General features: G+C 69.0%; 10 protein-coding genes. 9 read left to right on the forward strand and 1 reads right to left on the reverse strand.

What is annotated here, in order from left to right; translation table 11 throughout:
- Positions 1-80 precede the first annotated feature (80 nt).
- From ACIPPS_RS06805 to ACIPPS_RS06815, 3 genes are read left to right on the forward strand one after another with little or no spacing between them, the layout of a single operon-like run.
- Positions 81-746 carry a hypothetical protein gene (locus ACIPPS_RS06805; RefSeq protein WP_401427749.1) on the forward strand — a complete coding sequence of 222 codons (666 nt, stop codon included), beginning with the start codon at positions 81-83 and terminating at the stop codon, positions 744-746.
- Positions 739-2109, forward strand: coding sequence for a glutamine synthetase family protein (locus tag ACIPPS_RS06810; RefSeq protein ID WP_401427751.1), 1371 nt, complete (start codon positions 739-741; stop codon positions 2107-2109). The genes ACIPPS_RS06805 and ACIPPS_RS06810 overlap by 8 nt, the downstream gene beginning before the upstream one ends.
- Entirely contained in the window at positions 2106-2879 is a 774-nt protein-coding gene (locus ACIPPS_RS06815) for a gamma-glutamyl-gamma-aminobutyrate hydrolase family protein (protein ID WP_401427753.1), read from the forward strand. The genes ACIPPS_RS06810 and ACIPPS_RS06815 overlap by 4 nt, the downstream gene beginning before the upstream one ends.
- An 83-nt stretch (positions 2880-2962) precedes the next feature.
- On the opposite strand, the gene ACIPPS_RS06820 is transcribed toward ACIPPS_RS06815, so the two are convergent.
- A complete protein-coding gene (locus ACIPPS_RS06820; RefSeq protein ID WP_401427756.1) occupies positions 2963-3697 on the reverse strand; it encodes a TetR/AcrR family transcriptional regulator in 735 nt (244 codons plus the stop codon).
- Positions 3698-3885: 188 nt separating this feature from the next.
- Here ACIPPS_RS06820 and ACIPPS_RS06825 point away from each other — a divergent pair, with 188 nt between their 5' ends.
- The 6 genes from ACIPPS_RS06825 (at position 3886) to ACIPPS_RS06850 (ending at position 12853) form a co-directional block, all read left to right on the forward strand.
- On the forward strand, positions 3886-4584 hold the full coding sequence (locus ACIPPS_RS06825; RefSeq protein ID WP_401427758.1) for a transporter: 699 nt from the start codon (positions 3886-3888) through the stop codon (positions 4582-4584).
- A 140-nt stretch (positions 4585-4724) separates the two neighbouring features.
- Complete coding sequence (locus ACIPPS_RS06830) at positions 4725-7055, forward strand: AMP-binding protein (protein WP_401427761.1); 2331 nt, start codon at positions 4725-4727, stop codon at positions 7053-7055.
- 55 nt (positions 7056-7110) lie between these two features.
- The gene (locus ACIPPS_RS06835) at positions 7111-8208 is read left to right on the forward strand and encodes a Zn-dependent alcohol dehydrogenase (protein WP_401427764.1); all 1098 of its coding nucleotides are present in this window, start codon (positions 7111-7113) and stop codon (positions 8206-8208) included.
- A 27-nt stretch (positions 8209-8235) separates the two neighbouring features.
- The gene (locus ACIPPS_RS06840) at positions 8236-9699 is read left to right on the forward strand and encodes an aldehyde dehydrogenase family protein (protein WP_401427766.1); all 1464 of its coding nucleotides are present in this window, start codon (positions 8236-8238) and stop codon (positions 9697-9699) included.
- Positions 9700-9817: 118 nt separating this feature from the next.
- A complete protein-coding gene (locus ACIPPS_RS06845) occupies positions 9818-11365 on the forward strand; it encodes a long-chain fatty acid--CoA ligase (RefSeq protein WP_401427768.1) in 1548 nt (515 codons plus the stop codon).
- Positions 11366-11506: 141 nt separating this feature from the next.
- Positions 11507-12853, forward strand: a complete 1347-nt coding sequence (locus ACIPPS_RS06850; RefSeq protein ID WP_401427771.1) for an NAD(P)/FAD-dependent oxidoreductase — start codon at positions 11507-11509, stop codon at positions 12851-12853.
- Positions 12854-12873 lie beyond the last annotated feature (20 nt).

Genomic DNA, 12873 nt, shown 5'->3' on the forward strand with positions numbered 1-12873 from the left:
CATGATGATCACGGTCCATCCGAGATCCGAAGCGACCGATTCGCGGCGCGTGTGATCTCCCGAAGTCGAAAGGACTGAGGATGACCGAAACCACGACGGCCCCTGCGGTGTCCGGCACAGCGGCGGCCACCGAGGTCGACGTAAGGATCGAGGAGGATGCGACTCCCCTCGTGCGGCTGATCGGCCGCACCTTGCGGGACTCCGTCCGCGCGGGCCACGCGCTCCCGGCGTTGCGGAAGTCGGCCGCCACAGTGGCGATCCGGTCCCACGAGACGCCACAGGCGGCGACGATCACCTTCGGCGGCGGCGTTGTCGAGGTCGCGAGCGGAGTCCGCGTCGCACCCGATGCCACGATCACCGTCGACCTGAACGCCAGGTTCGCACCCGCCGACGCTCCCTCGGGCAACGCCGAGCTCGCGGCGGACGCGCTGCTCGCGCTGTCGCCGCCGGTGCCGGACTGGCAGTCGGCCGCCGAGCACTTCTGGACCGCCGCGCGCTCCGTACCGGGGATTCCGGACGTGCTCATCGCGGTCACCGAAGGACCCGAGGGCCTGGAACAGGTTGTTCTCGGCGAGGGCACGACGCACTACCTGATCGCCGGAGCCCCCGAGGCCCTCGCCGGCGTGTTCTCCGGAGCCGACGACCTGCTCGCCGTTCTCTCCACGGGTGCGCTCGGTATCCAGGGCACTCTCTCTCAGCTGTCGGTCATGGTCGGCGCGTCCTGGAAGGTTCGTTACGATGTCTGAACTCACTCAGCTCGTCGCGGGAGTTGACGCCCGCGACTCCCGGACTCGAGCCGTCCGGATCGAGGCGACGAACCACGACGGCTCGTTCCTCGGCAAGACCCTGGCGCCGAAGAAGTTCGCCTCGGGCCTGAACTCGGGGTTCGCCTTCGCCGACCTCCTGTTCGGGCTCGACCTGGGCAACGCACCGGCCTTCGGTTTCGCCTTTCCCGACTGGCGCGGCCATCTGGACGACGTCTACTTCCGCCCCGACATGTCGACCCTGGTCGAGTGGGAGCCGGGTCTCGACGCCGTGATCGGCGACTACTGGCTGAAGGACGGCTCGCCGGTCCCGATCTGTCCACGGAACCTGACGAAGAGGATGACCGGCCGACTCGCCTCGCTCGGCTTCACCGCGACCGTCGCCGTCGAGATCGAGGCGACCGTCTTCGAGGAGTCCGTCCACGAGGCGCGCGCACGCGGATACCGCGGCCTGACCCCCCTCGGCGGGAGCGCGGGCACGGCCTATCACCTGGCGAAGTCGAAGGACTGGACCGGCTACATGAAGGCCGTCGCCGACCGGCTCGACGCGGTCGGCATCGAGTGGGAGGCCTGGAGCGACGAGGACGCCGCCGGCCAGATCGAGATCAACTTGTCTCCCGGCGATCCGATCACGGTCTGTGATGCCTGGGCACGGACCCGCCAGATCATGCGCGAGGTGGCCTTCGACCTCGGCCACACGGTCACCTTCATGGCCAAGCCGACCGCGGGCTACGGGCAGGCTTCGCACATCAACCTCTCCCTCCAGCGAGACGGTGCCAACGCGTTCTACGCGGAGGAAGGACCGTCGGAGACGATGCGCCACGCCATCGGCGGTCTGCTCGCGACGATCGAGGGCAACACCTCGATCGTGCTCCCGCAGATCACCTCGTACCGGCGCCTGGTGGATCTCAGCGGCCCGCCGGTCACCGCGACCTGGGGCATCAGCAACAAGACCACCGCGGTCCGTGCCGTCTGCGGACATCTGTCGTACTCCCGCCTCGAGTACCGGGTACCGGGTGCGGACGCGAACCTGTACCTCGCCCTGGCCGGCGTGCTGGCCGGTGTGATCGCGGGACTGGAACGCAAGACCGAACCGCCGGCGCCGGTCGCCGAGATGGCGTGGTGCATGCCGCCCGGGGAGGTCACCCGGCTGCCGGACACCATCACCAAGGCCGCCGCCGCGCTCGAAGCGGATCCGATCCTCCGTGAACTCCTCGGCTCCGACTTCGTGGACTACTGGGTCGGATCACGCCGGTGGGAGTGGATGCAGTTCCACACCACAGGCGGTGATCCGTTCGCCGAACTCTCCGCGTGGGAGTCCGTCCGATACTTCGAGCTGCCGTGAGCACGAAGGGCGACACGCCGTCCGCGGTGCGCCCTCTCATCGGCATCACCGGTCGGCGGCTGCGACTGGATCTCGTCAAAGGAGCGGACCGCCGGTACGGCGATCGCTGCGCCGACACCTACATGTCCGACTACGCGATCCGGATCGCGCGGGCCGGCGGTCTCCCCGTGAACCTCTCGTACGAGACGGATCCGGAGGCGGTCTGCCACTGGCTGGCCGGCGTCGTCATCACCGGCGGGCAGGACCTGCACCCGGCGTCCTGGGGAGGGGACCCGTCCGTGGTCCGCGACATCGACCCGCGTGCGGACCCGATGGCCCACGATGCCGAGCGGGACGCGTACGAGCTCGCGCTCGTACGTGCCGCGCTCGAACGGCGCATACCGGTGCTCGCGGTGTGCCGGGGCATGCAGGTCCTCAACGTCGCGCTCGGCGGCACGCTCATCGCCGACCTTCCGCCCGGCGAGGTGCGGCATCTGTCGCAGGAGGCCGCGCTCACTGACGGCACGGACGATCACGTCGTGACCTTCGAGGCCGGCTCGATCGTGGCGGGACTGTTCGGAGGGCGGGCTGTCACCAACTCGTGGCACCACCAGGCCGTCGACCGCTGCGGCACGGGGCTTCTCGTCACGGGCCGGACGGCTGACGGGGTGGTCGAGGCGGTGGAGCGTACGGACGCACCGGTACTGGGAGTGCAGTGGCACCCGGAGTGGATGGAGAGCGACGATCCGACGATGACGTGGATCGTCGAGGAATCCGTCAAACGCCTGTGACGACGCCGACCCGGGCGCGCCGGCGTGCCGCCGGCGGTCGGACGCACTCGGGTCCGGTCGCAGGCGACGTCCCCGGCCGGTGATCAGGCGAGCTTCGCGGCCAGCCAGGCATCGAGCACATCCATGACGACCTCTGCCTGGTCGGCGGCTCGGGAACGGTCGGCATACGTCAGCCAGTTCACCACGAAGCCATCCGAGAGGGTGCTGATGACGTAGCTGATCCGGTCGATCATCTCGGGCGCGACGTCCTGTCCGGTGGCCGCTCTCGCGAGGATCGATCGCACGACGTTGAACGCCTCGTTGTACACGGTCACCGCCGGATGCTCTTCCTGGCGTTGCGCCCAGCTGATCAGCTCGAAGCTCGCGGACGCGAATTCCGAATCGGACTCGAGATACCAGTTCAGGAGTCCGCGGAGGATCGCCCGCGCGGTCGGGACAAGGTCGCCGTGCACATCGTTCTCGATCAGAACCTCGCGGTACCGCTCCGTCAACCGCTCGAAAACGGCCGCGAACAGCAGCTCCTTGGTCTGGAAGCAGTAGTGCAGCGTCGCCAGCGGGGCGTTCGCCTGCTCGGCGATCCGGCGGGTCGTCGCGCCGTCGACACCGTGGCTCGCGATCACTTGGATGGCGGCGTTCACCAGGTCGTTGCGCCGCTCGGCCGCCGGTACGCGTGCCACATCTACCCCCTGCAAAGTTGGACGATCGATCAAGTCAGCGTCCAGGCTACCAGCCGGTTTGTCCATATCGACGGACACCCTCACTCTCGCCCGAAATACTTGGTCAGATGACTTGATCGGATGACCGAGATACAGCAGCATGACTCTCACCCCTCGCGAGGCCTGATCGCGAGGATCTCGTCGGGAGGACATGACGCTGCCGGCATCGCCCGGAAGCAGCCGTCCGAGTGTCCGATGCGCCCGGCGCCCGCCCGAAAAGGCGACACCTCGAATCGTGGCCTCTCGGAAGAAATCCAGAGGCCGACGAGACCTCAAGGAACGGAGGAAGAATGGCACTCAGAGACTTGCTTTTCCTGCTCGCCGACATCTGGATGATCATCGTCGGATTCACCTTCGGGTGGAAGTTCATCCGGAACTACGGGAACTATCTCCTCGGCCTCGAATGGATCATCGTCGCCACCTCCGGGTCGAACTTCCTCGTCTACGCGGCCGTCGGGGCGACCGAGGAAAGCCCCATGTACACCGCCGCGTTCTTCTTCGACCAGTTCTCCCGTTCGGTCGGCATCACGCTGATTCTCGTCATGGGCCTGATGCGCGTGACGCATCTGTACAAGCCGTCCGTAAGGACGGACGTCGGGGTGTTCGCGTTCGCCACGGTCGTCGGGGTCTCCCTGCTGCTCTTCGGCGAGCGGCTCGGCGTGGGGGTCGCGGTCTTCCTCATCGTCGTCAACGTTCTGACCACCCTGTTCCTGATCCACTTCTCGAAGCGGCTCTGGGCGATCGGGGCCAAGGGGTGGGCCATCGGCGCGGGGGTGGCGACCGCTGCCGGATGCGTCATCGCCTGGACGTACGACTTCGTCCACATCCCGGGCGACGACGAGGCGCACACCCTCTTCTACATCGGCGCGCTGAGCACCTGGGGGCTCCAGATGTTCACGTACTACTTCGCCTACCGCGCCCTGCACCACCACAACGAGTCGGCCGAAGTGAGGCCGGTCCCGCACGAACAGAGCCGTGCCGACGCCTGACGACCCGCATGCACAGCAGCGAAGCGAACCGACGGACAACGTCCCATGCAGAGGAAGCAGTCGTGGTCGTGAAAGAAGCACCGCAGCGAGAGGAAAACGCGGCCCCTCGCCGTCCGCAGCCGGCCGTCGGGCCCGAGCAGATGGGAGAGGACCCGTCCACCGCGACGTTGACCGCGTTGCTGGCCGAGCGTGCGCGGCGATCACCCGATCGGGAGTTCCTCCGTTTCGGGGAAGAGTCCTGGACGTTCGCCGACATCGAAGCATGGACCTCCCGGCTGGCTCATCGGATGATCGAGACAGACGGCATCCAGGCCGGTGACCGCGTCGCCCTCATGCTCCCGAACATCGTGCACTGGCCGGTGGTGTGGCTCTCCGCGCTGAAGGCCGGCGCTGTGGCGGTACCGGTCAACTCCTCGTACAGGCAGGCGGATCTCACCTTTCTCCTGCGCGATTCGGGTGCCCGGGTCGTGTTCACCGATCACGAGCGTGCAGGTCTCCTGAAGGAAATCAGCGACGCCGAGCCCGACCTGGCGGACCTGCGCATCGTCGATGTCGCCGCGGACGGCTCCGCGCCCTTCCCCGCGACCGCTCCGACGGCCCGCCCCACCGCCGAGACCTTGGCGAACCTGCAGTACACGTCGGGCACCACCGGCTTCCCCAAGGCGTGCATGCTCACCCACGACTACTGGGTGCGGCTGGGCTGGAACTGCGCCGCGATGACCGGCCTCGGGGCCGACGACGTCCTGCTCACCGCCCAGCCGTTCTCCTACATGGATCCGCAGTGGAACACCGCGCTCGCCCTGACGGTCGGGGCCCCGCTGGTCGTACTCCCCCGATTCTCCGCGTCGGGGTTCTTCGCCGACGTACGTCGCCATCGAGCGACCTTCTTCTACGTTCTCGGATCCATGCCGACGCTGCTCTTCAAGCAACCGCCGAACCCCGACGACCTGGACAACCAGCTGCGCCTGGTGCTCTGTTCGGGCATCCCGGTCGGAATCCACGCGCAGCTGGAAGCACGCTGGGGCGCGCCGTGGCGAGAGATCTACGGCATGACCGAGTCGGGCGTCGACCTGTTCGGTCCCGTGGAGGACACCGACTCCGTGGGGAGCGGCAACCTGGGACGTCCGGTGCCGACGAAACGGGTCCGGGTGATCGATCCGCGAGGAGTCGATCTGCCCGACGGCGAGCCCGGTGAGCTGATCGTCTCCGGCAGGCCGATGATGCGCGGCTATTGGAACCGTCCGGAGGACACAGCCCGCGTGCTGCGGGACGGCTGGCTGCACACCGGCGATGTCGCCGCCCGCAGGCCGGACGGCGGCATCCACCTGGTCGGTCGCATCAAGGACATGGTGCGCCGGGGTGGCGAGAACATAGCGAGCGCCGAGGTCGAGGCCGCTCTCGAACGCGACGCGGAGGTCATGGCCGCCGCCGTCGTCGCCGAACCCGACGAGATCTTCGGTGAAGAGGTCAAGGCCTTCGTTCAACTGGCCGCCGGTGTGTCGGCGAACCGTACGACCGCCGCGCGGCTCGTCGACCGGGCCGGCCGGCAGCTCGCCCGTTTCAAGGTGCCGCGCTACGTCGAGTTCGTCGCCGACTTCCCACGGACGCCGTCGGAGCGCGTGTCCAAACCGGCGCTCAAGGCCCGCGCCGCGACCGAACCCGGCGTCACCTTCGACCTGGGCAGCCGACGCAGGGCCGACGGCGTACCCCCCACCCCTGCGGACTTCCTCGGCGTCGACGTCGTCAGGGACGTGGCGGTACTCACCCTGCGCCGTCCGGAGAAGCTGAACGCCCTGGACGTCGCCACGCGGCTGCGGCTGGCAAGCGCCGTCCGGGAGGCGGGCACCGGCGAGAACGTGCGCGGAATCGTGCTCACCGGCGAAGGCCGGGCCTTCTCCGCGGGCGAGGACCTGCGGTCCGTGCCGACCTCGTACGCGCAGCTCCGCACGGCCTTCGAGAGTTTCCACGACATCACCCGGGCGATCGTTCGGACACGGGTCCCCGTCATCGCGGCGGTGAACGGCCTGGCGGTGGGCGGCGCCTCGGAGATCACCCTCTGCTGCGACGCACGGATCGGCACGCCGGCGACGGAGTACTACCAGCCGGAGAACGGCCGGGGCATCACGATCTCGAACGCGTCGAGCCTGCTGCTCCCCCGGCTCGTGCGGAACCACGCGACGCGCATGATCCTCGGCTCGCCGCGGATCGGCGCCGAGGAGGCTCTGCGGATCGGTCTCCTGGACGAGATCGTCGCGTCCGACGAGCTCGTCGACCGCGCCGTCGACCTGGTCATCGAGTGGACGCCGGAGCACAACACGACGGCGCTTCACCTCGCGCTGCTGCGGCCGGGGCCCGACGAGATCGAGCAGGCGTTCGCCCGCGAGGACGAGGCAGCGCGGAAGAGCTGGGAGAGCGGGGTGTTCAGCGCCGGCATCGACGGCTTCTGGACCGCCAAGGACGCGCGCGAATAGCTCCGCGACAGGGGTCCGCATGGCCCTTTCGGTAAGGAACGACAGAGGAGAAGACGTGATCGACACAGAGGCCGCGGTGCTCACCGCGGTGAACGAGCCGCTCGAGATGACCGCGATCCAGGTGGACGGTCCGGAGCCGGACGAGGTGCGCGTCGCGGTCTCGCACGTGGGCCTGTGCCACAGCGACCTGCACTACATGACGGGCACGGTGCCTACCGATCTGCCGGTCGTGGTGGGTCACGAGGTGGCTGGTGTGGTGGAGGCGACCGGCTCGGCGGTGACCGGTCTGCGTGTCGGCGACCGCGTGGTGGGGGCACTGACGCCGTCGTGCGGACGGTGCGTCGACTGCGAGGTCGGCCGGTCGACGCAGTGTCAGCGCGTGGCGGAGGTCCGTCGTCGCCCGCGTCCCGCCTTCCGGCTGACGAACGGCGAGCCGGTCGAGCGGCTCGGCGACATCGGCGCGTTCTCGCGGCACACCCTCATGCGGGAGAACGCGCTGGTGAAGCTGGACGACGCGGTGCCGCTGTACGTCGGATGCCTCCTGGCGTGCTGTGTCATCACCGGGGTCGGCGCCGTCTTCCGCGGCGCCCGGGTGCGTCCGGGAAGCACGGTCGCGGTGATCGGCTGCGGCGGGGTCGGATCGGCCATCGTCCAGGGGGCCAGACTGGCGGGGGCCTCGGCCGTCGTCGCGATCGACCTCGACGAGGCACGACTCGAGGCAGCGCGCGGCTACGGCGCGACCCACGTCGTGAACGGGGGTGTCGAGGACGTCGCCGCAGAGGTGCGGAACCTGCTGGGCGACGGGGTCGACTACTCGTTCGAGGCTGTCGGCTCAGCACGCACCGCGGCCACGGCGCTCTCGGTGCTGCGGGCGGCCGGCACCGCGTGCCTGGTGGGCATCGCCCCGGAAGGCACCGAGCTCAAGGTGCCGGCGTCGGACTTCTTCTTCGGCGAGAAGCGCCTCATCGGCTCGTACATGGGATCGGGTCAGGTGCGTCAGGACATCGTCCAGCTCGCGCGCCTCTACCAGCAGGGGCGGCTGCTGCTCGACGAGATGGTCACGCGGGTGATCCCGTTCGGCGAGATCAACGAGGGCTTCAAGGCGATGCGCGGCGGCGACGTGACACGCATCGTCGTCGACCTCCAGGCCTGATCAACAACGGATGCAGAGGTGACTGCCATGTCGAGTACCGAGACGGCGATTCCCCAGCCGGTGAACTACATCGCGGACGCCTGGAGCGACTGCGAGACGGTCCGGGGCGAATGGAACATCGACCCCAATACCCGGGAACCGGTGCACCGTATGGTCACGACCGGCTCCGACGACGTCGAACGGGCTCTGAAGCACGCCGCGCGCGTGTACAGCGTCGGCCGGTGGGACGACGAGGCCCGCCAGGAGCGTGCGGCCATGCTCGAGCGCGTGGCCGCGCTCGTCGAGACCCGGGTCGGGGACATCGCCCGCACCGACTCCCTGACCAGCGGTGTGCCGATCGGCGTCACCCGGAAGGTGGCGGCGTTCCTGCCCGCCAGGATCCGGGCGACGGCAGCGGACCTGCTGGCCGTCCCCCGGGTACGGGCCCTGGCGGCGGGCGGCCGCGATGTCCGCCAGTACAAGGTCCCGTGGGGGCCGGCTGCGATCCTCACCCCGTGGAACGGGCCGAGTTTCATCCCCGCGGCGAAGGTCGTGAGCGCGGTCGCGGCGGGCTGCCCGGTGATCCTGAAACCGTCGGAACACGCCCCGGGCAGCGCGCAGATCATCGTCGAATGCTTCGTCGAGGCGGGACTTCCCCACGGCGCGCTGCAGCTCGTGCACGGCCGCGGCGACGTGGGCGCCGCGCTGACCGGTGACCCGCGCGTCAAGGCCGTGTCGTTCACCGGTGGTCCGGTGGCCGGCCGCGCGATCGCCCGGGCGGCCGCGGAGGACTTCAAGGTCCTTCAGCTGGAGCTCGGCGGCAACAACCCCGCGCTCGTACTGGACGACGCCGATGTCGAGGTCGCCGCCGACGGGATCTTCGAGGGCATGACCAAGCTGAACGGCCAGTGGTGTGAGGGGCCGGGCAAGGTACTCGCCCACAGGAGCCTGGTGGCGCCGCTGCTCGAAGCGCTGACCGAGCGCCTCTCCAAGGTCGTGGTCGGTCACTCGCTCGACGAGGGCGTCGAGCTCGGCCCGATCTCGAACGCGCCTCACTTCGCGACCCTGCGGAGCCGGATCGAGGGACTGCGCGCCCTGGGAGCCAGCGTCCATCAGCCGGCCCGGCTGCCCGAGCTCGACGGGTTCTTCCTCTCACCGACTGTCGCCGCAGGGGCCGACCCGGCGAAGGCCACCGCTGAGTTGTTCGGCCCCGTGGTGTCCCTGCACGCCGTCGATTCCGACGAGGAGGCGCTGCGTATCGCGAACGCCCACCCCTCGGGACTCGACGCCTACGTGTTCGGCGGGGACACCGAACGCGCCATCGAGGTGGGCTCCCGGGTGCTGTCGGGCGAAGTGCGGGTCAACGGCGCGAAGCTCGCCGACCTGGGCGACGATTCCGCGCAGAGCTTCTGGGGGCCGGCCGGCATCGGCGGTCACGGCCCCGCCGAGTCGGTGCGCGTGTTCTGCGGCGACCGGGTGGTCGGAGTCGACTCGCCGGACCTTCCGCTGTGAAACATGTCGTTGTCGTGTCCGGGACGCGGGTGAAGGACGCGGCGACTGGGGGGTGACGTCCTTGGACTCAGCCGTTGAGATCGCCCGATGAAAAAACCAGAGCCGCTGGAGAACCATCATGCTCAACCTCTCGATCCTCCTCGAAGACTCCGCCCGCGCGTTTCCGGACCGCGACGCACTCGTGCTCGGTACGACCCGGTTGACCTACCGTCAGGTCGACGTGGCGGCGAACCAGGTCGCCAACCTTCTGGTGTCCCGGGGCGTCCGCCCCGGTGACAAGGTCGCCCTCAGCTGCCCCAATCTGCCTTACTTCCCCATCGTCTACTACGGCGTGCTCAAGGCGGGTGCGGTCGTGGTCCCCCTCAACGTCCTGCTCAAGGGCCGCGAGATCGCCTACCACCTGGCCGACGCGGACGTCACGGCGTACTTCTGCTTCGAAGGGACTCCGGAGCTGCCCATGGCCGCGGAGGGCCATGCCGGACACCAAGAGGCCGGAACGGTGGAGCACTTCTTCGTCATCACCGCCGATCCGGAGGCTCCCGGCCCGATCTCCGGTACCGAGACGCTCGGCCGGGCACTCGCCGGCATGAGCACCGTGTTCGAGTCGGTCGTCACGGAGCCGAACGACACGGCGGTCATCCTGTACACCTCGGGAACGACGGGCCGGCCCAAGGGGGCCGAACTCTCCCACGCGAACACGATGATGAACGTGGTGGCCAACAACCGGCTGTTCCGCAACGAACCGGCCACCGACAGCCACGTGGTGTGCCTTCCCCTGTTCCACACCTTCGGCGCGACGGTGCAGATGCACGCGGGGTTCTCGGTCGCCGCGACCCTGCACCTCGTGCCGCGCTTCGCCGCTCGTGAGGTCGTCGAGCTGATGGGTCGGGAGGCCATCACCTTCTTCGCCGGTGTGCCGACCATGTGGTGGGGACTGCTGAACGCCCTCACCGACGACATCGACGTCCACCGGATCGCCGACAACCTGCGGATCGGTATCTCCGGTGGGGCGGCCCTGCCGGTCGAGATCATCAGCCAGGTCGAGCAGCGCCTCGGCATCACCGTGCTCGAGGGGTACGGACTGTCCGAGACGTCGCCCGTCGCCACGTTCAGCGATCCCCGGCTCGAACCCCGGCCTGGCTCGATCGGCGTCCCGATCTGGGGTGTGGAGCTGAAACTGATCCGGTCGGACTGGACGGAGGTCACCCAGGCCGGGGAGGTCGGCGAGATCGCGATCAGGGGCCACAACGTCATGAAGGGCTATTACAACCGCCCGGAGGCGACGGCCGAGGTGATCCGCGACGGCTGGTTCCGCACCGGAGACCTCGCACGACGCGACGAGGACGGCTTCTACTCCGTCGTCGACCGCGCGAAGGACCTCATCATCCGCGGGGGTTACAACGTCTACCCCCGCGAGATCGAGGAGGTACTGCTCACCCATCCCGCGGTGAGCCTGGCGGCGGTCATCGGTGTCCCGCACGACAGCCACGGCGAGGAGATCAAGGCTTTCGTGATCCTCGAGAGAGACGCCGACCTCACCGCCGACGAGCTCGTCACATGGGGCAGGGAGCAGATGGCCTCCTACAAGTACCCCCGCGTCGTCGAGCTCGTGTCGAGCCTGCCGATGACCTCCACCGGGAAGATCCTCAAGCGCCGGCTGACCTGAGGCCGAGCGGAGCGGGATCCACGGAGTGCGGAGCGCACTGTTCCGCAGGGATCACCGAAGACGGACCACGAAGCACACCACACGGCGAAGTGCCGGCCATCGTCCACCGCCGTGACACCGACCGCCCAGGAGGAGCGCGAGATGAAGACGGACAGCGTCGAGTACACCACCTTCAGCGGGTGGGTCGACCCGCCCGGCAATGTCCGGTTCCCCCTCGTCGAGGACGTCACCTGCGAGGTCGCGGTCATCGGCGGCGGCCTGGCGGGAATGTCGACGGCGCTGCGGTTGGCGGAGCGCGGCCGGGACGTGGTGGTGCTGGAGGCCGAGTTCTGCGGGCACGGCTCCGCCTCGCGCAGCGCCGGGCAGGTGGCAGGCGCTCCGGGGGGCGACATCCAGCTCCTCAGCCTGCTCTACCCCAGGAGGTTTCCCGGCATCGTCCGGTTCGCCGAGAACTCCGCGCACTTCCTGGAGCGGCTGATCGAGCGCCTGGACATCGACTGCGACTACGAGGCCACGGGCAACGTCTGCGCCGCTGTCTCCCGTGGGCAGATGGGCCGTGTGCGCCGTGTGACGAAGCTCCTGCGGAAGGCCGGCGCGGACGTCGAACTCGGCACGAGCGCGGAGCTCGGCATCCCACGCGGATTCCTCGGCGGCATGCGCGAGTCCGTCGGCGGGATGATGAACCCCGGCACGTTCAGCCTGGGCGTCCGCCGCGCCGTCCTCACGTCCGGCGCCAGGGTTTTCGAGCGGACGCACGTCACCGAGGTCACCCCGAACGGCGATCACGTGGTGATCAGGACACCCGGGGGCGAGGTGCGCGCGAAAAGGGTCGTGCTCGCGACGAACGCCTTCGGCGGCGAGCTGGCCATCGCCCCGAAGCGGCTCTCCGTCCCGATCTGGGTCAGTGAGGTGGAGACCGAGCCGATCGACCCCGGGCGCCTGGCCGCACTGGGGTGGACCAGCCGGTCGGGGGTGGTGACCCAGCACAACATCATGGAGAACTACCGGCTGACCTCACGCAACACCATCGTGTTCGGTGTCCGTCGGCTCCAGCGGGGCAAGAACCATCCCCTTCCTCCGAGGAAGCCGGACGAAACTGTCGTCGCCGACCTCGCACGCGCCTTCGAGACGCGCTTCCCCGCGCTCGCCGACGTCGCGGCCGCGCGGGCCTGGGGCGGGTGGGTCGCGATCACCCCGTCCTGGCTCCCGGTCGCCGGCAGGACCCGCGACGGCGTCTACTACTCGGTCGCCTGCAATGGCCACGGCCTGGCCCAGGCGCCGTACGTGGGCTCGCTCCTCGCCGACCTCATCGTGGACGGCGAACAGCACGAGGACCTGAAGGCACTCTGGGCGAAGAAGTCCGCCTTCCCTCGTCCTGTGATGATGAGCGCCGCGGGACTGCGCACCATCTGGACGGTGGACCGTTTCAACGATCTGTTCAACGGCAGCCGGCGGAACGCCCGACGCGGCTCGGCTCCGGTGAAGTGACGGTGCCCATGGGCAGAGCC

This window comes from Streptomyces sp. NPDC090127 (assembly GCF_044746945.1).
Lineage (GTDB): Bacteria > Actinomycetota > Actinomycetes > Streptomycetales > Streptomycetaceae > Streptomyces.